The organism is Nocardiopsis oceani, assembly GCF_054777395.1.
Map to the genome: position 1 here is coordinate 110,701 of NZ_BAAHAR010000007.1, position 23,066 is coordinate 133,766.

Genomic DNA, 23,066 nt, shown 5'->3' on the forward strand with positions numbered 1-23,066 from the left:
GTCTCCGCGCACCGGGCCGCCGTGCCGTCCCCGCTACCTGCGGCGGGGCGGCACGGCGCCGGTGCGCGTGCGCGATCCCCTGTGGCACAAGGGTTCTCGTGGTGGCAGAGGGGCATAGGATCAGGGATTCCGAACGGCTAATGAGCAGTGAGGCTTACCCCGATGAACGGTCAGGAACCGGCGATCGACACGACCGTCCCGCACTCCGCGCGCGTGTGGAACTACTGGTTGGGCGGCAAGGACAACTACCCGGTGGATCGAGAAGCCGGCGACCAGTTCCTGCAGGTCTTCCCCGGTATCGCGCAGATGGCACGGGCCTCGCGGGCCTTCCAGGAGCGGGCGGTCCGGCACTTGGCGGGCGAGCTGGGCATCCGGCAGTTCCTGGACGTGGGCACCGGCCTGCCCACCGTGAACAACACCCACGAGGTGGCCCAGTCGGTGGCCCCCGACGCGAGTATCGTCTACGTGGACAACGACCCGCTCGTCCTGACCCACGCGCGCGCTCTGCTGACGAGCACCCCCGAAGGGCGCACGCGGTACATCCACGCGGACCTGTACGAGCCCGAGGTGATCCTCGAACAGGCCGCTGAGTCCCTGGACATGGAGCAGCCGGTCTCCCTGATGCTGCTGGGCATCCTGGGCCACGTGCAGGAGTACGAGGAGGCCGTGTCGATCGTTCGGCGCCTGCTGGCCGGGCTCCCTCCGGGCAGCCACCTCACCGTCAGCGAGGGCAGCAACGTGCACAGCGAGGAGAACGTCGACGCCCAGGACGAGTACAACGAGAGCGGGGCGGTGCCCTACATCCCCCGCAGCCCCGAGCAGATCGGCGGATACCTGGAGGGCCTGGAACTGATCGAACCGGGCTTGGTCTCGGTCACCCGGTGGCGCCCCGCGGTGACCGGTGACGGCCCGCCCGCCGAGGTGGACCAGTACGGCGGTGTCGGCCGGAAGGTCTGACCCGGGCGGGTCAGCACTCGGGAGGAAAGTCGTCGGCGGCGGTCATGGTGCCGTCGCCGTTGGTGTCCTCGCTCAGGTACAGGCCGTCCTCATCCGACAGCATCTCGGTGTCGAACTCCAGCGCGGCGATGTCGTGCTCGGACTCGCGCTCGACGCCGTCCGCTGAGGTCACACCCAGGGTGTACTCGGTATCCGGTGAATCCGGCACGATCCGGTAGGCTGCGGCCCCCTCCCCGTCGCTGATCTCCCAGTCCTCGCCCGGCGAGGCCAGGTTCACCTCGACCTCGTGGCCCGGGAAGTCGCGGTTGGCGGTCAGCCGCCACTCGTGGTCCTCCGACGTCAGGTCGATCTGCTCGGGCGGGCTGTCGCCGCACCAGGAGATCATGATGACGGGGAAGTGGTGGCGTGCGGAGAAGTGGCCCGTGGCGACGGCGCCCACAGCACCCCCGTCGGGCATGCAGGACGTCAGGAGCAGACATGCCGGGGGCAGGAGGACCAGCTGTCTGAACGTGGCTCTGTCGAGGACTGGCATGCCGTGATTGTGCCAACCGGTGTTGCGTGCCGTTGCCCGTCCGGTGCTGTTTCGGGGCCTGCCGGGCAGGAGGAACACAGGTCAGATCGGGCCTTCGGAAAATCGCCGGCCGGTGTCGCTTCGGCGTGTCCCAGCCCGGTCAGACCGTGGGCCCCGCGTCTCCGATTCGTGATCCGCACTGCCCTTGACCTCCTGATCGGTGTTGCAAAGGATGGCAATGTCGGTTTTGGTGATCTGGAACACAGGGCGCGGCGCGTCGCACTCGCTACGGTCCGCCGCCCGGGGAGGAATGCACATGCGTTCACGGCGGTGGTCGGTTGCGGCGGCAGGGCTGGGCATGGTGCTCCTCGCCACGGGATGCGGTGACGGCGGTGAGGAGGCCGGCGGACAGGTCGAGGTCTTCTCCTGGTGGACCGGCGGTGGTGAGGAGGCCGGTCTGAACGCCCTCATCGAGCAGTTCGAGGAGGAGAACGACGGGGTCGAGTTCGTCAACGCCGCGGTGGCCGGGGGGTCGGGCACCAACGCCCAGGCGGTGCTGGAAGGGAGGCTGCAGAGCCAGGACCCGCCGGACTCCTTCCAGGGGCACGCCGGCGCCTCGCTGCAGGACTACATCGAGGCCGGTTACCTCGCCCCGCTGGACGACTTCTTCAACGACCAGGGCCTGCACGAGGCTCTGCCCGACCAGCTGGTCGAGCAGATCTCCTACGACGACAGCGTCTACTCGGTACCGGTGAACATCCACCGGTCCAACGTGATGTGGTTCAACCCCTCCCTGCTGGACGAGGCCGGGGTCGACGGCACGCCGGAGACCCTGGACGAGTTGGTCGAAGCGCTGGAGGCGGTGGACGCCGAGACGGACGCGATCCCGATGGCGGTGGGCGCGCAGTGGACCGTCGACCACCTGTTGGAGTCGGTCCTGCTCGGCTCACTGGGCACCGACGCCTACAACGAGCTCTGGGAGCCGGGTGCGGCCTGGGACACCCCGGAGGTGGCGGAGGCGCTGGAGACGTTCGACGAGGTCATGTCCTACACCCAGGAGGAGTCGGCCGCTGAGGACTGGCAGGAGGCCTCACGCCGGGTCTCCGAAGGCGAGGCGGCCTTCAACATCATGGGTGACTGGGCCGCCGGGTACTTCGACGAGCTGGGAGCGGTCCCAGGCGAGGATTACGAGTGGGCGGCCTCGCCGGGTACGGACGGCACCTACATGTGGCTGTCCGACAGCTTCACCCTGCCCGAGGGTGCTCCCAACGAGGAGCAGGCGCTGTCCTGGCTCGAGCTGGTCGCCAGCCAGGAGGGGCAGGACATCTTCAACCCCCTCAAGGGCTCCATCCCGGCGCGCGAGGACGCCGATCCGGCCAACTACGCCGACAGCCCCTACCTGGACGAGGCCCTGACGGAGTGGCAGGCCGACCCGGAGCTGGCGGGCTCGTTCTGGCACGGCGTGACCGTCGGTAACCGGTGGCAGAACGACATCGACACCGCGGTCGGCCTCTACCTGCAGGACGGCGATCTGGAGACGCTCAACGACGCCCTGCACGAAGCCGCGCAAGCCGAATGAACGAACCGGACCACACTGCCGGGGCCGCCGCGCGCGGCCCCGGCCAACCGGAGAAGCAACCGGACCGGCAACAGGCGGCACGCCGACGGGGCCGACCCGCCCAGCGGGGCCCGGTCCGGCGCGCCCTGATCCGGTCCCGCACCTGGCTGCCCGGCCTGCTGCTGGTCTCCCCGTCGATCCTGCTCATCGGGGTGTTCGTCTACGGCATGATCGGCTGGAACACCAGGGTGGCGCTGAGCGACCAGCACGCCCCCGTCCAGGACGGGTCGTTCGTGGGGCTGGCCAACTTCGTCTCGCTGTGGCAGGAGGCCCGGTGGCCCGCCGCGGTGACCAACGCGGTCGTGTTCACCGTGGTCTTCGTCGGCGGGGCACTGTTCCTCGGCTGGCTCCTGGGTCTGCTCCTGGACAAGGGCATCCGCGGCGAGGCCGTGTTCCGGACGCTCTTCCTGGCACCGATGGCGGTCTCCTTCATCGCCACCGGCGTGGTGTGGCGGTGGCTGATGAACCCCGCCCCGGCCGAGCGCGCCACCGGCCTCAACGCCCTGTTCGTCCACTTCAACATGGACTTCCTGGTCAACGACTGGTGGACCGCGCCCGATCTCGGGATGGCGGCGATGGCGCTGCCCGCGGTCTGGCAGCTGAGCGGGTACATCATGGCGCTGTTCCTGGCCGGTTTCCGCGGGGTACCCGAGGACCTGCGCGAAGCGGCACGCGTGGACGGGTGTTCGGAGTGGGGCGTGTACTGGCGGGTGGTCATGCCGCAGCTGCGCCCGGTCATGCTGAGCGCGATCATCATCCTGGGACACATGTCGTTGAAGGTGTTCGACCTGATCATCGCGATCGCGGGGCAGCAGATCGTCGCCGATGTGCCCGCCGTGTACATGTGGGCGATGGTCTTCGAGGTCCGTGACCCGGCCAAGGGCGCCACCATCGCGTCCTACCTGTTGATCGCGGTCGCGGTGTTCGTCATCCCCTACCTGGTGTGGACCGTGCGCAAGGAACGGAGCGAGGGCCGATGACCCAGAGCGCACCCGAGCGCGTGGTCGCACCCGGCGGCGGTACGGCGGGGACCACGCGGCGCGGACAGGCGGTCAAGTTCACCTTCCTGTTCGTACTGGCGGCCGTGTTCCTCCTGCCGATGTACGTGCTGGCGGTCACCGGCTTCAAGCCCTTCGACGAGGCCACCGCGGCCCAAGCGTGGATGCTGCCGCAGAACTGGAGTCTGGAGGGGTGGTCGGCGGCCTGGTCGGCCCTGGCGCCGGGACTGCTGAACAGCGTGCTCATGGCGGTGCCCAGCGCGGTCATCTCTGCCGTGCTCGGTTCGATGAACGGCTACGTGATGGCGCGCTGGCGGTTCCCCGGCGCGGACACGGTGTTCACGCTGTTCCTGTTCGGGATGTTCATCCCCTACCAGGCGGTGATGATCCCGCTCCAGCAGATGCTGATGGGCGCCAACCTGATGGGCGGGCTCTTCCCGCTCATCCTGGCGCACACCGTGTACGGCATCCCGATCTGCACGCTCATCTTCCGCAACTACTACGCGAGTATCCCGCAGACGCTCATCGAGGCGGCCCGGGTGGACGGTGCGGGGCTGTTGCGCACCTATGCCTGGGTGGTGCTGCCGGTGTCGGCTCCCGCGTTCGCGGTGACGCTGATCTGGCAGTTCACCTCGGCGTGGAACGACTTCCTGTTCGCGGTGTTCCTTACCGGACCCAACAGCTGGCCGGTGACGGTACAGCTGAACAACGTGGCGGGGTCCATGGTGGTGCCCTACAACCAGCAGATGGCGGCGGCGGTTCTGGCCTCGCTGCCGACCCTGGTCATCTACCTGATCCTGGGCCGGTACTTCATGCGCGGCATGATGGCGGGCGCGCTGAAGGGCTGAGGGGCACGGGTTCGTACAGCCGCGGGACGCCCCGCGCCCGCGGCCGTCCCGTCCGGGCGTTCAGCCCCGGGCTGCGGAATAGATGCTCAGGTGCGTGTGGGCCAGTGAGAAGAGCGGGGTCGGTACCCCGAGCTCCCGGCCCCGGGCGACCAGGTCGCCGACGATGTGGTCGCCTTCCACGGGGTTGTCGTGGGTGAGGTCCCAGTACATGGACGTGGAGGTGTCGCGTTCGGTGTCGGAGATGACCTTGTCCGCGAACCCCCGGATCCGGTCGCTGGGCGGGTAGCCGGCCGCGGTGGCCACCGCGATCGCCTCGGCGAACATCCCGGCGCTGAACTCGGATCCGCCCGGGGCGCGGTTCACGCGGCCGATGGGCGCACGCATGAGGCAGGTGATGGCGCCCAAACTGCCCAGGAACACCCACTTGTCCCACATCTCCTGGCGGATCTCCTTGGTGGGCCGGGCCTTGAAACCGGCCTCCTCCAGCGCGGCATGGACGCGCTCCAAGCCGACCGCGGGGGAGTCGGAGAGCGGGCCGTAGATGAGCTCGCCCATCCGGCCGACCTCGACGATGCCGCCCTCTTCGTCCAAGCGGGTCATCACCATGCACACGCCGCCGTAGACGCGATCGTCGCCGAAGCGTTCGGTGAGCACGTCCAGGTGCCGCATGCCGTTGAGGAAGGGCAGCACGACGGTGTCCGGGCCCACCGCCGGGGCGAGGTCGTCGATGGCGGCGTCGAGGCCGTAGGACTTCACCGAGAGGATGACCAGGTCGTAGTCGGGCGTGAGCTGGTCCTTGGTGACCGCGTGCACGGGGATGTTCTCGCTGGTGCCGTCCACGGAGTGGATGTTCAGGCCGTGCTCGTTCAGGAGCTCGGCGCGTGCTGGGCGTACCAGGAAGTCGACGTCGCGCCCGGCTTGGACGAGCCGCCCGCCGAAGTAGCCGCCGACCGCACCCGCACCCACGACAAGGATCCTCATCTTCACTCCCGACACGACAGAGCCAGCCTGACCGGAGCAAACGTATGACTGTCGGACCTTTGTGCGCAAGGGCGAAAGGTGCCGAGGAGTCGGGTTCCGGGCGGTTCCCGCGGAGCGGTCTCACACGGGGTGCGGGGCGTTGACACACGAGGCCCGCTCCGCCTAGGTTGACACCGTCATCGGTTTACTGCGTAAACCACATCTCGGTGGGAACCACGCGGTTCCGCCCCTTCCCGGAAGGACCCGCGATGTTCACGGCCCTGGGCGAGTTCACCCACCGCAGGCCGCGCTCCGTGCTGCTGGCCACCCTGGCCTTCACCCTCTTCGCGATCCTGTGGGGGACCGGCCTCTTCCCGCAGATGGGAACGGCGGGATACGCCGACCCCGACATCGAATCCGAACGCGCGGACCGGCTGATCGCGGAAGAGTTCGGGGACTTCGGCGTCGACGCCGTCGTCGTCTACACCGACGGGACCGGCTCGCTCAGCGTCGACGACCCCGCGTTCGGCGATGCAGTCACCACCGTCGTGGACCAGCTGCCCGCGGAGTACGTCGACGAGGCGACCAGCTACTGGACACCGGACCTCGCCGATACTGACCGCGCTGCCCTGGTGTCCGAGGACGGCCATTCCACCTACGTGGCGCTCAACGTCTCCGGCGAGGACGAGGCCGAACGCCTGGCCGCCTACGAGGACCTGCTGCCGGCGTTGGAAGCCGAGGGCCTGACCCACCACACCGGTGGTGAACTCAACAGCCTCCAGCAGCTCCAGACCCTGGCCGCCGACGACCTGGCATCGGCCCAGATGATCGCGCTGCCCCTGCTCTTCGTGCTGCTGGTGGTCATTTTCCGCGGCCTCGTCGCGGCGTTCGTGCCCCTCCTCCTGGGCATCCTGTCCATCCTGGGGTCGCTGGTGCTGCTGCGCGTGCTGGTGCAGTTCACCGAAGTGTCCGTCTTCGCCCTGCAGATATCCGTCATGCTGGGCCTCGGCCTGGCCATCGACTACGGCCTGTTCATCGTCAGCCGCTTCCGGGACGAGCTCGCCCGCCACGGCGATACCTCCCGGGCCCTGCCCGCCACCATCGCCACCGCCGGGCGCACTGTCACCTTCTCGGGGCTGACCGTGGTCGCCGCCCTGTCGGGACTGCTGCTCTTCCCTCAGCCGGTGTCGGTCTCCTTCGGTCTGGGCGGGATGTCCGTGGTGCTGTTCACGATCGTGTCGGCGGTGATCGTGCTGCCCGCGGCCCTGGCCCTGCTCGGCCACCGCGTCAACGCGCTGCGGTTGCCCTGGCCGCGCAGCAGGCCCGGGGGAGCGGCCACCAGCGAGAGCGGGTTCTGGTCCCGCACCGCCCACCTGGTGATGCGCCGCCCCGGACTGTCCCTGGGCGTGACCGGTCTGGCCTTGATACTGCTGGCCTCACTGCTGCTCACGGTCAACCCGGGCCTGACCAACCACCGGTACCTGCCCGCCGACAACCCCGGACAGGTCAGCTCCGACATGATCGCGGAGGAGTTCCCCGAGGGCGGACCGGCGGCCTCGGTCGTGAGCGTCGCGGTCGTCGGCGCCGTGCCGGAACCGCAACTGCGGGACTACGCGGACCGCCTCGAGGGACTGGAGGGGTCCACGGGGGCCGACCTGGAGCAGACCGGCTCCGACACCGCCCACGTCACCGTCGGCTACAGCGGGGACCCCGACGACGGGACCAACCTGGACCTGGTCCGCGACGTACGTGCCGAGCCCTGGCCGGACGGGGCCGACGACGTACTCGTCGGCGGCGCGGGCGGACCCGCACTGACCTTGGACAACAGCGAATCCACGCTGGACGCGCTGCCCGGGGTGCTGCTGTACATCGTCGTGGTCACTTTGGCCCTGCTCTTCCTCGCCTTCCGCTCGGTCCTGCTCCCGGTCAAGGCCGTCGTCCTGGGATTCCTGTCCTTGGCGGCCTCGCTGGGCATCATGACCTGGGGTATCCAGGAAGGCGGGTTCGCTCCGGCGCTCGGCTTCACCCCGGTGGGCACAACGGACGTGTGGACCTACGCGATCATCCTGGTCATCGCCTTCGGCCTCATCACCGACTACGAGATGTTCATCGTCAGCCGGGCGCGGGAGGAGTTCCAGGCGACCGGGGACAACACCCGCTCCGTCGCCGTCGGCCTGCAGCGCACCGGCGGCATCGTCACCTGCGCCGCACTGCTCATGGTGGTGGTGCTAGGCACCACCGGAATCACCTCCAGTTCCCTGGTCATCACCACCATCGGTATCGGGCTGGCCCTGACCGTGGCCTTGGACGCCACGGTCGTGCGAGCCCTGGTGGTCCCCGCCTCCATGCGGCTCTTCGGCGACCTCAACTGGTGGGTGCCGAGCTTCGCGCGTCGGCGCGGGCGGCACGGCGGTCCGACCGGAACGGAGAGTGGCCCGGGGCGGGGCGAGAGCTCAGACCGGGAGCGTGGCGGAGCCCTTCCCGCACGTTGACGGCCCCCTTGGCTTCGACGACCAGAGTCGGCGGTCAGGTGGCCGTCGGGCGGGTGACACGGGCTTCGGCTGTGGCGCCCAGAAGGTCCAGCTGGTCGTCGAGAAGATCGCCGGGGTCGGCCCGGCCCTTGCCGTTGCGCGCCAGGTGCCCCCCGAGGGAGAGCATGACCGCGCCGTGAACGGTGGACAGCAGCAGCGCCGCGTGCCGCTCCGGGTCGCCTGGGGCCACCTCACCGGAGTCCTGTCCCCGGCGCACGGCGTCCACCAACGCTCCCCGTGCCGCCCCGGCAGCCTCGCCCATTTCTTCCTGTGGCATCGACCAGCGGCCGAAGATCAGGGAGAAGCGCACCGGGTGGGCTAGCGCCCAGTCCACGTACGAGTGCAGGGCTCGGCGCAGCGCCCGACCCGGGGTGGGCTCGCGGGAGGCGGCGTCGTCGATGAGGGCGTGCATCCGTTCCAGCTCCTGGGTGGCCACGGCGGCCAGGAGCGCCTCCTTGTCGGCGAAGTGCTTGTAGGGAGCCATGTGGGAGACCCCGCTCATCCGGCCGACCTCGCGGAGGGTTACCGCTTCAGCGCCGCCGTTGTCGAGCAGGGTCGTGGCAGATGACATGAGCACCGCCCGCGTGTTGTTGGCCATGCCGCCATGGTAGGTCCGAGGCGCGGCCACTCCGCCGAGAGTGTTCTGACCCAGGGTGCTGGGTTCTCCTGCCCTTGGGGTGTGCCCCTTTCTGCGTGGGTGCGGGAGGTCCACGCGGGTGCGGGGTTCAGCGTGGGGGCTCGCTGGGTGTGGGTGGTTCCCCTACGGGTGCGAGGTTGCCCCGTTTCCTGCCGCTTGATGGTGGCCGTCTCCGCTGCGCGCGTCAAGGTCGTCGCCGTCGAAGCGCTGGCGCGCTGTCGGTGGCGCTCCACCTTGACCCGCTTCGTTGCGACGGCGGGTCGGCGGCAGTCAGGAAACGGGGGAGGTGTGGTCGGGGCCCTGAAGGGGCCCTTCGGGCCCCGGACCTGCGGCCCGGTAGGCCGGGTGCCCCGGCCCTCCGGCCGTGGCCGGCCGGATTCCTGCCCGTCCGTCTGGCTTCTTCGGCCAGCGCGTCGCAATCCAGTGGCCAGCCGGCGACGAAGGACCCGATCAGGCGGGGCGGATGGCTGGGCGCGTCCCACCGGTCTTTCGGTCAGGCTCGGGCCCTCTTCTCGAAGTTGATCTTGCTCCCAGCTCAACCCTCGACGGCCGAGGGTTGAGACAGGGGCAAGATCATCGGGGATGAACCGGTTTCGGACGCAGCGGTCACCCCCACCGGGCCGGTTCCGGACACCGGGACCGCCCCCGGGGGCGGCCGCTACCCCCGGGTGGAGGCACCCGGGACACCGACCCCCCGCCCAGAAGCACCCGGGGGCCGGTGAGCCCCCTCCCTGGAGGCAAACTCGGCGCCCAAAATGCCTCCAACAGGGGGGCTCACCACGCCCCACCCCGCCCCGACCGGTCCACCCACCGAGCCGCAAGACCGGTGGGACGCGCCCGACCACCCGCCCGGCCTGCTCGGGTCCTTCGTCGCCAACCGGCCACTGGATTGCGACGCGCCTGCCGACACAACCAGACCCACGGGAAGGAACCCGGCCGGCCACGGCCGGACCGGGCCGCAGGCTCGGAGCAGTTCCCGGCCGAAGGCCGGTCCCGTAGCCACCCCGACCACACGTCCCCCGTTTCCTGACTGCCGCCGACCCGCCGTCGCAACGAAGCGGGTCAAGGTGGAGCGCCACCGATAGCGCGCCAGCGCTTCGACGGCGACGACCTTGACGCGCGCAGCGGAGACGGCCACCATCAAGCGGCAGGAAACGGGGAAACCCGCACCCAACAACAAACCCCAGCCACACCGAGCCCCACCCGCGCGGACTCCCCACCCACGTGGACAGGGGCACACCCCAAGGGCAGGGGAGCCCGACGCCCTGTGTCAGCAGGCTCTGAAACCGTGTTCGGGCCGACCCTTGCGGGGCGGGCACGGCGGCAACAGGATGGTGCCGAGCCCGTGGCCCGCTCGCCGGGCCGCACCGACCCGACGGGAAGAGCAGGTGCCATGACCGGTGTGACCAACTCCAGCCGTGTGGACGACATCCTTCGGCGGAGCGCGGCCAGAGCCCCCGCTGACAACGCGCTCCGCTTCGGGGACCGCGAGTGGACCTACGCCGACCTGGACGCCGCGGTGACGCGGGCCGCCGACCGGCTGTTGGGCATCGGCGCGGTCAAGGGCGACCGCGTCGCCGCCTACGGGAAGAACTCCGACTCCTACCTCATCGGCTTCCTGGCCTGCGCACGGGCGGGGCTGGTGCACGTACCCATCAACTTCGCACTCCAAGGTGAGGAGTTGGCCTACCTGTTGGAGCAGTCCGGCAGCACCGTGGTCCTGGCCGACCCCGCACTGCGCTCGGCGGTGGACGCCCTGCGCGACGAGACGGGGGTGGAGCAGGTTCTGGAGCTCAGGGACGGCCCCGGGTCGCTCCTGGCCGAAGCCGCCGACGGACCCGTCCCCGAGCTGGACGTGGAGGTGGCCGACACCGACCTGGTGCAGCTCCTCTACACCTCCGGAACCACGTCGCGGCCCAAGGGTGCGATGATGACGCACCGGGCCCTGGTGCACGAGTACCTGTCCTGCATGGTCGGGCTTGACCTGCGCGCCGACGACAACCCGCTGCACGCGATGCCGCTGTACCACAGCGCCCAGATGCACGTCTTCCTGCTGCCGTGGCTGGCGGTGGGCGCGAGCAACACGCTGGTGGAGGCGCCCGAGCCCGCCGACCTGTTGCGCCGGATCGAGACCGACGGGCACGGGGCGTTCTTCGCGGCACCGACGCTGTGGGTGGCGATGGCCAACCACCCCGACTTCACCGAGCGGGACCTGTCGAGCCTGGCGAAGGCCTACTACGGCGCTTCGGTCATGCCGGGTCCGGTCCTGGACAAGCTCCGCTCCACTCTTCCCGAACTGGGGTTCTACAACTGCTTCGGGCAGAGCGAGATCGGTCCGCTGGCCACTGTGCTGCGGCCGGAGGAACACGGGAGCAGGCCCGCTTCGGCCGGGCGCTCCGCCCTGTTCGTCGAGCTGCGGGTGGTGGACGACAAGGGTGCGGACGTGGCGCCGGGAGAGCTCGGCGAGGTGGTCTACCGGTCCCCGCAGCTGTGCCTTGGTTACTGGGACAAGCCGGAGGAGACCGAGGAGGCTTTCCGGGGCGGCTGGTTCCACTCCGGCGACCTGGTGCGTGCCGACTCCGAGGGCTACATCGAGGTGGTCGACCGGATCAAGGACGTCATCAACACCGGTGGTGTGCAGGTGGCCTCCCGGGAGATCGAGGACGTGCTCTTCGCGCACTCCGGGGTGGCCGAGGCCGCGGTGATCGGTGTCGCCGACGACAAGTGGATCGAGGCGGTGACCGCGTTCGTGGTGCCCGCACCGGACACGGACACCCGTGCGCTGCCGGAGCTGCTGGTGGAGCACGTCCGGGAGCGGCTGGCCCCGTTCAAGGTGCCCAAGACGGTTCGGGTGGTCTCCGAACTGCCGCGCAACGCCTCGGGCAAGATCCTCAAACGCGAACTGCGCGACAGCACCTCCTGACCCCCGACCCGCCTCTCCCGGTCACCGGAGCCTGGTTCGATCTGTGCCTCAGCCCTGGTCCGTACTGCTCGAGGGCGCTGGGACGTCGGCGCCGTAGCGGCGGGCCAGGGCGTGGAAGGCCAGTTTGGGCTCCCAGTGGCCGTCGTCGGGGGAGAGCCCCGACTCCAGGGCGGGCGGGCTCACGATCCCGAGGCTGGCCATATCGCAGTCACGGACGGGGTCGGTGGAGTACCGGAGGTCGCCCTCGACGAACATGCACAGGAAGGCGGCGTGCACGTCCTCGGTCTCGTAGACGTCGACGCACTCCTCGATGTGGTCGGCCTGGACCCGTTCACTGCGAACCAGCCCTTCGCGGACCTTGCGGTCCTCCAGGTCGCGCCAGTCCAGGACGTCGGCGCCACCGCCGCCCTTGGCCGGGGCGCCCACGTACGTGCAGGAGCCGAACTCGGTGATCGCGACCGGTTTTTGCTGCCGGCGCAGGTGGCGCAACCCTTGCCGGTAGACGCCGCGGGTGGCGGCGTCGAGGTAGTAGTCGACGCCGACGATGTCGAACGGGTCCCAGTCCACGGCCTCCCAGCTGCCGGAACCGTAGGTGAGGGGGCCGTGGAAGTGTTCGCGCGCGGTGGCGGCCACCCGGCGCAGGAAGCGGTTGAGCCGCAGGTTCATGTAGACCGGGAGCAGAACGAACACCCACAGGATCCGTGCCCGGCTGTACATGTGACGGCCCGGGACGATGCCGCTGTTGAGCACGGTGAATTCGCAGCCCACGTTGAGTACGACCCGGTCCGGCTCTCCGTCCGGGGCCGGGTACTCCTGGCGCAGGCGTTCGGCGAAGCGCGCGGTACGGCCCACGTGGTCGACGGTCTCGGCGTGCGCGGCCTCCTGGGAGCGCGGCTGGATCCACACGTCCAGGCCCTGGTCGAGGGCGGTTCCGGCTGCCTCCTCCAGGCGGGCCAGGTTCTTGCCGAACACGGTCACGGCGGTGCAGTGCAGCTCCTCGTGGATGACGCGCATCTCCTCGCGGACCACGTCGGGGCGCCAGTGCTCACGGGAGTTCTGGTCCTCCATGTAACTGGAGCCGACGTCGTAGAGGATGCCCCGAACCGGGATCCGGTGGTGATCGAGGCGGTCCTGCGCGGCGGCGGGGAGCGCGGTGAGCTCGGGACGCCTGGCGTGGAGGAGCCTGACCGCGAAGTACGCGGCCAGGGCGGTGCCGAAGCCGATGCCGAGGTCCCAGGCGTCCGGGTTCTGGACGAAGGTGAGTCCGGCCTGGGTGAGCACGATGCCGCTGGTGGCCAGGGCCAGCCGTGCGCCGACGCCCGCCCAGATGCCGCCGCTGATCTGGCGGAGGAGCCCCAGGTAAAGGCCGATCAGCGCCGTTCCCGCGAGCTGGTCGGTGGTGCCCAGGATCAGGGCACCGGACAGGGCGAACAGCGCGGCTTGGGCGAGGAGCACCACGAGTTGGGATGCGTGGTGACCGAGGAAGTGCTGGACGTAGCCGCGGAAGACCAGTTCCTCGGGCAGGACCTGGGCGGCCAGCAGCAGCGGGGCCAGAAGCAGGGCGCTCAGGGCGGCCGTTCCCAGCGCGCCGGGATTCAGCGTGGCGGCGCCGGAGGCCAGGGCCGTGGCCACGAGGAGTGCGGTCACCGCCCAGATGACCAGGACGGCGGTGAGGAGTCCGGGCCAGGCGCGGCGGAGCGGGCTCAGCCCGATGGTGGCCAGGGTGGCACCGCCGGTTGAGCGGCAGAGCAGCCAGAGCAGGGGCACGATCACGAGCAGGGAGACGGCGGAGCGCGTGGCTAGGCCGACCGGGTCGTCGTAGTCGCCGGGAAGCAGCCCGACGAGGGCGGCCGTGGCCGCTCCCAACAGCGTGAATACGGCCACCAGTAAGCCGACCCTGGATCGGAGGCGCCAGGGGTTGGGCCGGGCGGTCTTGTCGGTGCGGGACACGGGGGTTCCTCCAAAAACTCCGTACACTGTTCGATTAATGTAGAACAGTGTACGGAGTTTTGTGAAGTGTCAGCGGCGGAGGGGCCATGAGCAAGGCGCGCAAGGGCATCGAGGCCACCCTCGACCTGCTGTGGAGCGGTTTGGGCCAACCCAAGCGCGGCCCCCGCCACAACCTGACCGTGCACCGCCTGGTGGACACCGCGATGGCCGTCGCAGCGGAGGAGGGGGTCGAGGCGCTGTCCATGCGCAAGGTCGCCGCCCGTCTCGGGGTGGGCGCGGCCAGCCTGTACACCTACGTTCCGGACAAGGCCGCGCTGCTGGCCCTCATGACCGACACCATGACCGGCCAGGGAACCCTTCCGCACACCCGGCCGGGCGGCTGGCGCGAGAAGGTCGAGGCCTGGGCACGCGAGGACATCCGGGTCCTTCGGGAACACCCCTGGGCCGCCGAGATCACCTCGGGCCAGTACGTCGGCCCGAACGCCTTCGCCTGGACCGACTCCGCGATCCGGGCCTTCGACGGCACGGGCCTGAGCGCCCACGAGGCCCTCACCGTGGTGGAGGCCGTCAACGGCCTCATCCGGGGACACCTCACCCAGGTGGTGGCCGCGGACCGGACGGAGCGGTGGACCGATGCCGACGGACGTTCGTGGTCCACCGTGCAGGAGGCCTACCTGGTCGCCCAGCGGATCGATACGGACCGCTATCCCGCGATCCAGCGCCTGGAAACCTCCGGCCCCACGCCCATGGAGGCCTTCGAGCAGGGTCTGGCCTGGCTCCTGGACGGGGTCGAGCGCAGGATCGAGGAGATCCGGGCAGCCGAGTACGGCGGGGGCGCCCACGCCGGCGAAGAGGACGGGGGAGCGCACGCGTAGTTGCGCTGCTCTGCGCGGTGCCGGGAGAATGCGACCGTCCCTCCGCCGCCGTCCGCGAAAGGCCCTCCATGGCCGGCACCTCTCCGATCTACACGACCGTGGCCCATTCGGCACGCGTGTGGAACTACTGGCTCGGCGGCAAGGACAACTTCCAGGTGGACCGCGAGGTCGGCGACCACGTGCTCCGGGCCTGCCCGGAGATGGCCGAGGCCGCCCGGGCCGACCGGCGGTTCCTCGTCAGCGCCGTCACCTATCTGGCCCGAGAGCGCGGCGTGCGCCAGTTCCTCGACATCGGCACCGGGCTGCCCACCCACCACAACACCCACGAGGTCGCCCAAGCGGAGGACCCCGGCGTCGGTGTGGTCTACGTCGACAACGACCCCATGGTCCTGGCCCATGCCCGGGCCCTGCTCACCGGTGCCCGGGCCGGCACGGTCAACTACGTCGACTCCGACCTGCACGAGCCGGACAAGGTCCTGGCCGGTGCTGCTGAGCACCTGGACCTGAGCCAACCCGTCGGTCTCACCATCCTGGGCACCATGGGCCACACCCCGGACTACGCCCTGGCCAGGGCCACGGTGCGCGCCTACGTCGAGGCGCTCCCGCCGGGGAGTTTTCTGGCCCTGTGCGACGGGACCGATACCAGCGAGCCGATGGTCGAGGCGGCCCGTCGCTGGAACGACCGGGCGGGCATGCCGTACCACCTGCGCACCCCCGACGAGATCGCCGGGTTCTTCGACGGCCTGGAACTGCTGGAGCCGGGGGTGGTCTCGGCCCCGAAGTGGCGTCCGGGCCCGGACGAGGAGGGCGAGGCGGCAGAGGTCGCGCAGTACTGCGGGCTCGCCCGCAAATCCTGACCCAGCGCGGCAGCCTGCGGGCCGCGGGACCTTTACGGACATCCCCGGGACCGCGCTCAGACGGGACGGCCGAGTTACACGAACGCGTTGGACGGGACAGCCGCGATGGACAGGCGGTTCAGGAGGCCTGCGCCGACTCCAGCGCCTCGTCCACGGTCGTGACCAGCGGCAGGCGGCGGTCCAGCCCGACCAGGCTCAACGTCCGGGCGATCCGGTTGGTGGCGGCGGCGATGATGAGCACCGTCCCCTGGTCCCTGGCCAACTTGTAGGTGCGGATGAGTACGGCCAGGCCGCTGGAGTCGATGAAGCTCAGGGCGTGCAGGTCCAGGACGACCCGGCCGCCCGGTGAGGTGATGAGCGCGTGGTTGACGGCCTCCTCGAAGAGGTCCGCGGTCGCCATGTCCACTTCGCCCGCGACACTCAGCACCAGCCCGTTCTTCTGGTGGCGGGAGTCGAAGGTGACAACATCGGCTTCCGTCCCGAGGGGAGCACTGGATGCCCGCTGGAACGGAACGGCCGATTGGCCGTGAAACTGGTGGCCCTGCTGGCCGGGTAGGTGGCGCATCGCGTTCCTCGCCTCGTCCCTCCGGTCTTTCGGAGGCGTTCCATGGGACCCCTGATACCGGATGGGTCCGAACAGCACTTATATCGGCTTAACGCCACCGAGCCGAAAAATGGTTCCCCGATCGCCGAAACTACGAACGGTCACGGAAGCCCGACCCCGCGCAGGCAGGCCGCCAACGGGACCTCGCTGGTCACAGTCCACCGGTCGGTACCGGATCCCACCAGAGCCCGAAGGTCAGCGGTGGGTGCCAGACGTGGTGAAGCGGGCCCGGCGGGCCGCGCGTGCCGGATACGGACCCAGCGCACCCAAGGCGATCGCGCCGAGCACGCTGTCGGTCGCCGGGTGCCCCGAGCGCCACATCATCGCCGTGACCGCTTCCGGGTCCCGCCACAGCGGGGCGTCCGCGGGCAGGGGACTGCCTGCCTCGATGCGCAGGGCGTAGGTGTCGAGCAGGACCACCACCAACTGTTCGAGACGGACCCGGCCCGGTACCTGACGTGCGTGGGCGACCCAGCCGCCCAGGACGGGGTGGTCGCGGTAACCGTCGAGCACCGCACCCAGCTCGGGCTCCAGACCACGGAAGAGCCGGAACACATCCACGCGCTGGCGCCAGGCACCGAGCTCGGCGCACACCTCCAGGAGTTCGCGGGCCGCGGTCCGCACGCCCCGTTCGGCCATCCACCGGCGACCCAGCCGGGCGGTGTCGACCGGGCGGCCCTCCCAGAGGTGGAAGAGCAGTTCCCGCGCGGACATGTCGGAGGTGGGCGGGTAACCCGGCAGCGTGATCCCCCACCGCCACCAGCGGTGGGCCATGGCGTGGTCGCCCAGGGCGGTGATGCGCACCCCCGCCCCCGGGGCGGCCTCGACCGCACCCAAGCGGACCAGGGTCTCCACCGTCGCCGCCGTCCGGCCCGCCTCGGCCGCGTCGGACCAGGGGGCGAGCGCCTCCGTCAGTTCAGGAACGGTCCACACACCGCCGGAGGTGAAGAGTTCACCGAGGACCCGCAGGCCCAGGGTGCCGTGCGGGGACACCATGGCGGGCAGGGCCTCGGCCCAGGAACGCACGATGCGCGCGTCGTCTTCCCAGATCTGAGCGGCGGGGCCGGGGCGGGCCTCGGTATAGGTGGCGCGCAGGAACCCGGCACGCAGCGCGGTCTCGAACAGCAGCGGGATCCGCTCGGCGGGCAGCCCCAGGTGTGCGGCGGCCTCCACTCGGGCGCCCCCGGTGAGGGTCTCGTGTTCGGTGTCGTCAGCCAGGGGGAGGCCCCCGCCCACCCAGCTGGCGAGGCGCAGCGCCTGTTCCAGGCGTGGGCAGGACCGTGCGTCGGGAGCCGATTGTACGGCCGGTGGCAGGTGGACGCGCGGCAGCTCCTCTGGCTCCCAGAGCTCGTCCCACCAAGGGCTGCCGACCCCTTCCGGGCCCAGCGCGCTCAGTTGCTGTCGGGGGAGGAGCGCCGCGGACTCCACGGCGGCCCGCAGTCTGCGCGGGCTCTCCGCAGGACCGAGCAGTCCCCGGTTCACGAGGTGGTCGCACCAGGTCAGCCAGGTCTGGCGGAAGTCTTCGGGCACCGGTCCCGAGGCGGACAGGGTGAGCGTGACCCGGGTGACGTCGTCGACGTCCCAGTCACCGGGGTCGGAGCGCACGCTGCCGTGGACGGTGAGGAGTCTGGTGAGGAATCGGGGATCGACCGAGCGGGGCGGGTTGGAGCTTCGGGCCCAGTCGAGGCAGGAACGGACGGCATCGGCGACGGAAGCGGTCATCGGTTTGTTGGGCGTGGAAACCCGGTCCTTCAGGGCCGGGAGGAAACGCCCTGCTCCTTCCGTGTGGTGTAGGCGTAGCCGTCGGCTCGTTGGAGCAGCCGCATGTGCCGGTGGTTGATGCCCTGGACGGTGCCTTGGGTGGTGGTGATGTTGAACCTGCCCGTGGCGCGCACGGCGACCCGGCCGGTGTGCGTGCCCTTCTTTTTGCCCTTGGGGACTACTGCGCGGACCAGGTCACCGGTGGCGAAGGAGAAGAAGCGCTTGACCCGGGGCAGTCGCAGTCGGGGGAAGCCGTGTTTGTCGGTTCGGGTGCGGACGTAGGAGCCGCGCCCGGCGCACCCGGCCACCAGCACTGTGTCCACGGTGTGGGTGATGGTCTCGACCTTGCCCACGGCCAGGGCGTCCAGGGTGTGGGACTTGGGGAGCCGGTTGCGGGTGCGGTTGAATTTGGTGCGCCCACCCGAGCCCACGCGGGTGGGCAGGCGCTGGTCCAGGGCGCGCCAGAGCGCCCACCGGGTGGACTGCGCCGCGGCCGCATCCCGCAGCGGAGCCTGGGAGCGGGCCAGCACCCGGGCCAGCCATCCTGTAGGGCGGGTGCGGTTGGCGAACCGGGGCGTGCGGTAGCGCAGGTTCGCGCCACGTCGCCGCCGCCGGTAGGCGGAGCGCTGGCCTATCTTCTTTGAGATCTGGGCACCGCGGTGGTCGGGCTGGAGGCTGTAGCGGCCCCGGCGCTCACCGGCCTGGGCGGTGAACACGGCGATACCGGTGTGCTGAGAGCCCGGGTCGATGCCGAGTTCGACGCCGTCGACTTCGGAGTCGGCGCGCGTGCGGTCTGTGAGGCGGATGGTGAAGGGGGTGTGGCGGTGCACCACCGCCCGCTTCTTGGCTAGGAGCTTGCGGGCCCGGGCGGGAGGGCACGGTTGGAGGGGGACGTGGTGTTTGTCGAGGACGAACACGGACGGGTGGGTGGTGGGCACCTCACGGTGCTGTTCCCCAACCTGGGGGTTGGGGGTGGCGCCACCGGTACCGGGTGGGGTGCCGGTGGTCTCCCCTCGACCATGTTCGGCACCGGGTACCACCGCGTGGTGGTGTCCGTGCCCCGTTTCGTTCCCGATCCGGGGGGTGTCTGCTGGCACGGATTCCAGAAGGAAAAGGGCTGCGCCGGAGGCGTCCGTTGAGGGTGGTGCAGGGCGACGGGCGGGCTGCTGGGGAAGCACGGCTTGGTGGGTCGGCTGTCCTGTGCGGAACGTAGCCATCGAGGTCACCTCCTCTAGGGTGATGGCTGGGTCTGGTAAAGGCGGCCTCAACCACGGGGGTTGAAAGCCCGGTCCTTGGGGACCGGGATCCCTTTACGCACCCTCGCAGTTCTCCCGTGGGGTCCGCGCCTGCCTCCGAGTCGGTGATGGCGCGGCTGCACCACCATCATCGGGGATCGCGCGCGTTTGCGCTGAGCGCCTGTGGACAACCCGTGCTCGGACAAGGGCCGAGGGGACCCGGCCCGACCCGGAGCACCGGGGCCAGACTGAGGACTCGGTGCGGGCCGGAAACCCGGTGCGGGCGGTCCCCGGGGCTGTTTAGATACGTCCATGATGATTCGTACCGCGCTGCCCTCCGAGCGGCAGACCATCGGTGAGCTCCGGGTCCAGGCCTACAACGCTCAGGGGCTGCTGGACGCGAGCCCCGTGTACGCCGACACCCTGCGGGACTTGGGCTGGAGCGGCCGCGACGAGGTACTGGTGGCCGTGGAGGACCAGCGTGTGGTCGGCACGGTGGTGTTCGTGCCCTGGGGACCGCACAGCGAGATCGCCCGCGGCCCGGACGAGGTGGAGGTGCGCGCCTTCGCCGTGGACCCCACGGTCCAGCGGCGGGGGATCGGGGCTGCTCTGGTGCGCGCCGTGGCCGAACGGGCCGAGGAAGAGGGAGCGTCCCGTCTGGTGCTGTGCACACAGACGGTGATGACCGGAGCCCAGCGCCTGTACGAGGCGCACGGGTTCGTCCGCCTGCCCGAACGCGACTGGAACCCGGTGCCCGGGGTCGACCTCCTGGCCTATGAGCGCGTGCTCAAGGACTGACGTTGAATGCTCACGAGTACGCGGGCCTGGACGCCACCGGGCTGGCCGCGGCGCTGCGCGCGGGACAGGTGAGCCCGGCCGAGGTCGAATCGGCCGCCAGGGAATGCCTGGCCTCAGCGGACGCCGACCTCAACGCACTCACCCGGCCCCTCTTCGAACCCGGCCTCGCCTATGACCCCGATGGCCCTCTGTCCGGGGTGCCCTTCGTGCTCAAGGACAGCGGACCGGTGGCCCGGGGCGTGCCCTTCACCCTCGGTAGTCGGTCCCTGCACGGGGCCGTGGCCGCCGCCGACCAGGAGGTGATGGCCCGCTTCCGGAGAGCCGGGTTGACGGCCCTCGGCCAGAGCACCGCGCCCGAGCTGGGGCTGAGTTTCGCCACCGAATCCCTGGCGCACGGGGTCACGCGCAATCCGTGGGACACCGGGCGCGGGGTCGGCGGGTCCAGCGGGGGTTCGGCGGCACTGGTGGCTGCGGGCGCGGTGCCCTTCGCCCACGGCAACGACGGCGGGGGGTCGATCCGGGTACCGGCTTCGTCCTGCGGTGTGGTCGGGCTCAAACCCAGTCGGGGCCGCGTCCCCTGCGGGCCCTTAGTAGGAGAGGCCGCCTTCGGGCTCGTGTGCGAGTTCGGTCTGACCCGGACGGTGCGGGACGCCGCCCTGCTGCTCGACCTGGTGGGCGCTCCGCCGATCGGGGAGAAACACCTGGCGCCTCCGGTCCGGGGCACTTACGCCGATGCCGCGCGCGGCGACCCCGGGCGGCTGCGGATCGCGGTGACCACCCGGCCATGGGCCCAGACCCGGGTGGACCCGCAGGTCGCCGAGGCCACACGCGACGTTGGCCGGGTGCTGGAATGGATCGGGCACGTGGTGGCGGAGGACGCGCCGGCGTTCGAGTCCGAGGACGTGGTGGAGGCGTCGGTGCTCGCCGCGGTGAGCACCACAGCCGCGCTGTTCACCGGGGCCCGACCGCCCGATCCGGCACTGATGGAGGCCGTTCCGGCGCGCATCCTGACCGAATCGCGGGGATACGGCGCCATGGACGTGGTCGCCTGTCTCCAGGCCCAGCACCGGGTCACCAGCCCGGTGGGCCGCTTCTTCCAGGAACACGACCTGTTGGTCACCCCCACCCTGGCGGCTCTGCCAGCCCCGCACGGCACTCTGGACCACGGAAGCAACCACACGGTGCGCTCCTGGCTGCGGAGCATCTACGCCCACGGTCCGTTCACCGCCCCGTTCAACGTGTCGGGCCACCCGGCGGTCAGCCTGCCCCTGGCCCAGAGCCGTGAAGGACTGCCCATCGGCGTGCAGATCGTGGCACCCTACGGGCGCGAGGACCTGCTGCTCGCCGTCGCCGCCCAGCTGGAGCAGGCCGTCCCCTGGAGCGACCGCCGACCCCCGCTCGCGGTGGGCTGATGCCTCTGGGCACTCTTCCTCAGGTTCTACCGGGCCAGTTCGGCGGTGCCCTTCAGCGGGCCCTCCGCGAGGTGGGCGAGGACGACGTCCGCCCAGGGGCGCTCGGCCACCGCGCGGACGAAAGCCTCCGTGTCGCTGTTGGCCGGGACCAGGCCCGCGTCGACCAGGGCGCGGGCAGCGCACCGTGGGGCCTGCCCGGCCAGCCACCGGTCCAGCAGGGCCTCCACGTCCACGGGCCGGGCCTCCTCCAACAGGCGCAGGAACGGCCGCGCGTCCAATCCGGACACCGGCGGGGCCTCCGGCACGTCGACCCCGGACACGCGCAGGTGGCGGGCGGCGCAGTGATCGCCCAGGCCGGTGATCCGGTACCGTTCGTCGCCGACCTCTTCCACCGCGTCGAGGTCGGCCAGGACTTTCAGCACCTGACGGACGTGCTGCTCCGGCGCCTCCCCATCGGGGACCGCCCCAGGGCCGCAGGTGCGGATCAGCTCGAACGGTGTGTGTGCCCGGCCTGCCAGGAACAGTTCGGTGAGCAGTAGGAACGGCGCCGGGCTGGACAGGGCCGCCATGGTGGTCAGAGAGTCCGCCCAGGCGTCGGCGATCGCGCCGGGCCGCTCCTCGACCGCGGCGAGCGCGGCCGGGCCCGGCAGCACGTGGAGGTAGGTCGTGCGGAGCAGGGCCGCGGATCGGGCGACGGTGAACAGGAAGCGCACCTCATCCGGGGTGGTGCCCAGGTCCTCGGCCGCCTGCTCGGTGTCCTGTTCGCAGAGATCGTCGCGGTCGGTGCCCTCCCGCAGGAGCCGGTCAGGGTCCACCCAGGCGGCGAGCCGGGCGGCTCGCCGCAGGGTGGTGCAGGCCCAGGCCCGGCTGTCCAGTTCGGCCAGGGGCGCGGGCACGAAGGGCAGCAGAGGTTCGGGTTCGTCCACCGACCCGTAACCCAGCCGGTCCAGGAGAGGTGCGGCCACCTCGGCCAGGGGTTCGGGTGCGGGGCCGGTGATATCGCCCGGGGCCAGGTCCACTTCCTCGATGGCGGCGCGCAGGCGGCGCGGGCTCTCGGCGGAGATCAGCCGACCGGTGGCGACGAGGTGGTCGCACCAGGAGAGCCAGGACTCTCGGAGGCTCCCCGGCAGCTCCGTCCGGCCGCGGAGGAGCGCGGCGACCTCCCGCACGTCGTCGACGGTCCAGTCGCCGGGTTCGGGGGCCCCGGAGTCGAGGTGGGTGCTGAGGAGGAGGGCGAGGTCGGCCACCTCCAGCTCGGGCGGGGGCTCTGCGTCCTCCGCCCAGGCGAGGCAGGCGGAAATGGCCGGTGCGATGCGCTCAGTCATGGCGAGTTACCGAACGTTAGATGGTGCAAACGGCATCAGAATAACCCCGTCGGGTGCCCTCGCACGGGAAAACAGCGAAACCCGCCAGCTCAGGGCCGCCTCAGCGCCTTCTGTGGAGGGTGCTCACTTGGCCATGGCGAAGCCCTGGTCGGAACTCACCCCGCCCGCTCATGCCCATCGTGTGGTTCGAGGCGGTTGAGCAGCCGGCGCATCCGACTGCGGCGATCACGGCAAGGATGCCTTCTGGGAACGGTCGGTGCCGGAAG

Annotated in this window: 18 protein-coding genes; 10 read left to right on the plus strand and 8 right to left on the minus strand. The window is 70.6% G+C overall.

What is annotated here, in order from left to right; genetic code table 11:
• Nucleotides 1-162: 162 nt before the first annotated feature.
• A complete protein-coding gene (locus tag ACYVDG_RS05595; protein ID WP_460747245.1) occupies nucleotides 163-957 on the plus strand; it encodes an SAM-dependent methyltransferase in 795 nt (264 codons plus the stop codon).
• A gap of 10 nt (nucleotides 958-967) precedes the next feature.
• Here ACYVDG_RS05595 and ACYVDG_RS05600 read toward each other — a convergent pair whose 3' ends face one another.
• Nucleotides 968-1,489, minus strand: coding sequence for a hypothetical protein (locus ACYVDG_RS05600; RefSeq protein WP_460747246.1), 522 nt, complete (start codon nucleotides 1,487-1,489; stop codon nucleotides 968-970).
• Nucleotides 1,490-1,784: 295 nt separating this feature from the next.
• Here ACYVDG_RS05600 and ACYVDG_RS05605 point away from each other — a divergent pair, with 295 nt between their 5' ends.
• Genes ACYVDG_RS05605 through ACYVDG_RS05615 form a run of 3 tightly spaced genes read left to right on the plus strand, consistent with a single transcriptional unit; the run spans nucleotide 1,785 to nucleotide 4,932 of the window.
• A complete protein-coding gene (locus ACYVDG_RS05605; RefSeq protein WP_460747247.1) occupies nucleotides 1,785-3,047 on the plus strand; it encodes an ABC transporter substrate-binding protein in 1,263 nt (420 codons plus the stop codon).
• Complete coding sequence (locus ACYVDG_RS05610; RefSeq protein ID WP_460747248.1) at nucleotides 3,044-4,066, plus strand: carbohydrate ABC transporter permease; 1,023 nt, start codon at nucleotides 3,044-3,046, stop codon at nucleotides 4,064-4,066. Before ACYVDG_RS05605 ends, ACYVDG_RS05610 begins: the two co-directional genes overlap by 4 nt.
• Complete coding sequence (locus ACYVDG_RS05615) at nucleotides 4,063-4,932, plus strand: carbohydrate ABC transporter permease (protein ID WP_460747249.1); 870 nt, start codon at nucleotides 4,063-4,065, stop codon at nucleotides 4,930-4,932. The genes ACYVDG_RS05610 and ACYVDG_RS05615 overlap by 4 nt, the downstream gene beginning before the upstream one ends.
• Nucleotides 4,933-4,992: 60 nt before the next feature.
• Here the strand turns inward: ACYVDG_RS05615 and ACYVDG_RS05620 are convergent, their stop codons facing one another.
• Nucleotides 4,993-5,913, minus strand: a complete 921-nt coding sequence (locus tag ACYVDG_RS05620) for a ketopantoate reductase family protein (protein ID WP_460747250.1) — start codon at nucleotides 5,911-5,913, stop codon at nucleotides 4,993-4,995.
• A 248-nt stretch (nucleotides 5,914-6,161) separates the two neighbouring features.
• Here ACYVDG_RS05620 and ACYVDG_RS05625 point away from each other — a divergent pair, with 248 nt between their 5' ends.
• Nucleotides 6,162-8,384 carry an MMPL family transporter gene (locus ACYVDG_RS05625; RefSeq protein WP_460747251.1) on the plus strand — a complete coding sequence of 741 codons (2,223 nt, stop codon included), beginning with the start codon at nucleotides 6,162-6,164 and terminating at the stop codon, nucleotides 8,382-8,384.
• Between the two features lie 34 nt (nucleotides 8,385-8,418).
• On the opposite strand, the gene ACYVDG_RS05630 is transcribed toward ACYVDG_RS05625, so the two are convergent.
• Nucleotides 8,419-9,021 (minus strand): TetR/AcrR family transcriptional regulator, encoded by a 603-nt coding sequence (locus ACYVDG_RS05630; protein WP_460747252.1) that lies wholly within the window; start codon nucleotides 9,019-9,021, stop codon nucleotides 8,419-8,421.
• Between the two features lie 1,432 nt (nucleotides 9,022-10,453).
• On the opposite strand from ACYVDG_RS05630, the gene ACYVDG_RS05635 reads away from it, so the two are divergent.
• Nucleotides 10,454-11,983, plus strand: coding sequence for a fatty acyl-CoA synthetase (locus ACYVDG_RS05635; protein ID WP_460747253.1), 1,530 nt, complete (start codon nucleotides 10,454-10,456; stop codon nucleotides 11,981-11,983).
• A 48-nt stretch (nucleotides 11,984-12,031) separates the two neighbouring features.
• Here ACYVDG_RS05635 and ACYVDG_RS05640 read toward each other — a convergent pair whose 3' ends face one another.
• Nucleotides 12,032-13,933, minus strand: a complete 1,902-nt coding sequence (locus tag ACYVDG_RS05640) for a CPBP family intramembrane glutamic endopeptidase (protein WP_460747254.1) — start codon at nucleotides 13,931-13,933, stop codon at nucleotides 12,032-12,034.
• Nucleotides 13,934-14,019: 86 nt separating this feature from the next.
• Between ACYVDG_RS05640 and ACYVDG_RS05645 the strand changes: the two genes are divergently transcribed.
• Together ACYVDG_RS05645 and ACYVDG_RS05650 are read left to right on the plus strand one after the other, a co-directional pair.
• The gene (locus ACYVDG_RS05645) at nucleotides 14,020-14,808 is read left to right on the plus strand and encodes a TetR/AcrR family transcriptional regulator (RefSeq protein WP_460747255.1); all 789 of its coding nucleotides are present in this window, start codon (nucleotides 14,020-14,022) and stop codon (nucleotides 14,806-14,808) included.
• 68 nt (nucleotides 14,809-14,876) lie between these two features.
• On the plus strand, nucleotides 14,877-15,665 hold the full coding sequence (locus ACYVDG_RS05650; RefSeq protein ID WP_460747256.1) for an SAM-dependent methyltransferase: 789 nt from the start codon (nucleotides 14,877-14,879) through the stop codon (nucleotides 15,663-15,665).
• Nucleotides 15,666-15,783: 118 nt separating this feature from the next.
• On the opposite strand, the gene ACYVDG_RS05655 is transcribed toward ACYVDG_RS05650, so the two are convergent.
• The 3 genes from ACYVDG_RS05655 to ACYVDG_RS05665 form a co-directional block, all read right to left on the minus strand.
• Nucleotides 15,784-16,230, minus strand: coding sequence for an STAS domain-containing protein (locus ACYVDG_RS05655; protein ID WP_460747257.1), 447 nt, complete (start codon nucleotides 16,228-16,230; stop codon nucleotides 15,784-15,786).
• A 234-nt stretch (nucleotides 16,231-16,464) separates the two neighbouring features.
• Nucleotides 16,465-17,991, minus strand: a complete 1,527-nt coding sequence (locus ACYVDG_RS05660) for a hypothetical protein (RefSeq protein WP_460747258.1) — start codon at nucleotides 17,989-17,991, stop codon at nucleotides 16,465-16,467.
• Between the two features lie 29 nt (nucleotides 17,992-18,020).
• The gene (locus tag ACYVDG_RS05665) at nucleotides 18,021-18,968 is read right to left on the minus strand and encodes an RRXRR domain-containing protein (protein WP_460747259.1); all 948 of its coding nucleotides are present in this window, start codon (nucleotides 18,966-18,968) and stop codon (nucleotides 18,021-18,023) included.
• A gap of 609 nt (nucleotides 18,969-19,577) precedes the next feature.
• On the opposite strand from ACYVDG_RS05665, the gene ACYVDG_RS05670 reads away from it, so the two are divergent.
• Nucleotides 19,578-20,063, plus strand: coding sequence for a GNAT family N-acetyltransferase (locus tag ACYVDG_RS05670; RefSeq protein ID WP_460747260.1), 486 nt, complete (start codon nucleotides 19,578-19,580; stop codon nucleotides 20,061-20,063).
• 2 nt (nucleotides 20,064-20,065) lie between these two features.
• Entirely contained in the window at nucleotides 20,066-21,475 is a 1,410-nt protein-coding gene (locus tag ACYVDG_RS05675) for an amidase (RefSeq protein ID WP_460747261.1), read from the plus strand.
• A 26-nt stretch (nucleotides 21,476-21,501) separates the two neighbouring features.
• Here ACYVDG_RS05675 and ACYVDG_RS05680 read toward each other — a convergent pair whose 3' ends face one another.
• Nucleotides 21,502-22,800, minus strand: a complete 1,299-nt coding sequence (locus tag ACYVDG_RS05680; RefSeq protein WP_460747262.1) for a hypothetical protein — start codon at nucleotides 22,798-22,800, stop codon at nucleotides 21,502-21,504.
• Between the last annotated feature and the right edge of the window lie 266 nt (nucleotides 22,801-23,066).

What these genes read in the sequence shown, in the direction of transcription:
- ACYVDG_RS05630 (WP_460747252.1), bottom strand. Translation starts at nt 9,021, where the DNA reads ATGGCCAACAACACGCGGGCGGTGCTCATGTCATCTGCCACGACCCTG.
- ACYVDG_RS05620 (WP_460747250.1), bottom strand. Translation starts at nt 5,913, where the DNA reads ATGAGGATCCTTGTCGTGGGTGCGGGTGCGGTCGGCGGCTACTTCGGC.
- ACYVDG_RS05680 (WP_460747262.1), bottom strand. Translation starts at nt 22,800, where the DNA reads ATGACTGAGCGCATCGCACCGGCCATTTCCGCCTGCCTCGCCTGGGCG.
- ACYVDG_RS05645 (WP_460747255.1), top strand. Translation starts at nt 14,020, where the DNA reads ATGAGCAAGGCGCGCAAGGGCATCGAGGCCACCCTCGACCTGCTGTGG.
- ACYVDG_RS05595 (WP_460747245.1), top strand. Translation starts at nt 163, where the DNA reads ATGAACGGTCAGGAACCGGCGATCGACACGACCGTCCCGCACTCCGCG.
- ACYVDG_RS05605 (WP_460747247.1), top strand. Translation starts at nt 1,785, where the DNA reads ATGCGTTCACGGCGGTGGTCGGTTGCGGCGGCAGGGCTGGGCATGGTG.
- ACYVDG_RS05655 (WP_460747257.1), bottom strand. Translation starts at nt 16,230, where the DNA reads ATGCGCCACCTACCCGGCCAGCAGGGCCACCAGTTTCACGGCCAATCG.
- ACYVDG_RS05650 (WP_460747256.1), top strand. Translation starts at nt 14,877, where the DNA reads ATGGCCGGCACCTCTCCGATCTACACGACCGTGGCCCATTCGGCACGC.
- ACYVDG_RS05660 (WP_460747258.1), bottom strand. Translation starts at nt 17,991, where the DNA reads ATGACCGCTTCCGTCGCCGATGCCGTCCGTTCCTGCCTCGACTGGGCC.
- ACYVDG_RS05625 (WP_460747251.1), top strand. Translation starts at nt 6,162, where the DNA reads ATGTTCACGGCCCTGGGCGAGTTCACCCACCGCAGGCCGCGCTCCGTG.
- ACYVDG_RS05610 (WP_460747248.1), top strand. Translation starts at nt 3,044, where the DNA reads ATGAACGAACCGGACCACACTGCCGGGGCCGCCGCGCGCGGCCCCGGC.
- ACYVDG_RS05600 (WP_460747246.1), bottom strand. Translation starts at nt 1,489, where the DNA reads ATGCCAGTCCTCGACAGAGCCACGTTCAGACAGCTGGTCCTCCTGCCC.
- ACYVDG_RS05635 (WP_460747253.1), top strand. Translation starts at nt 10,454, where the DNA reads ATGACCGGTGTGACCAACTCCAGCCGTGTGGACGACATCCTTCGGCGG.
- ACYVDG_RS05615 (WP_460747249.1), top strand. Translation starts at nt 4,063, where the DNA reads ATGACCCAGAGCGCACCCGAGCGCGTGGTCGCACCCGGCGGCGGTACG.
- ACYVDG_RS05670 (WP_460747260.1), top strand. Translation starts at nt 19,578, where the DNA reads ATGATGATTCGTACCGCGCTGCCCTCCGAGCGGCAGACCATCGGTGAG.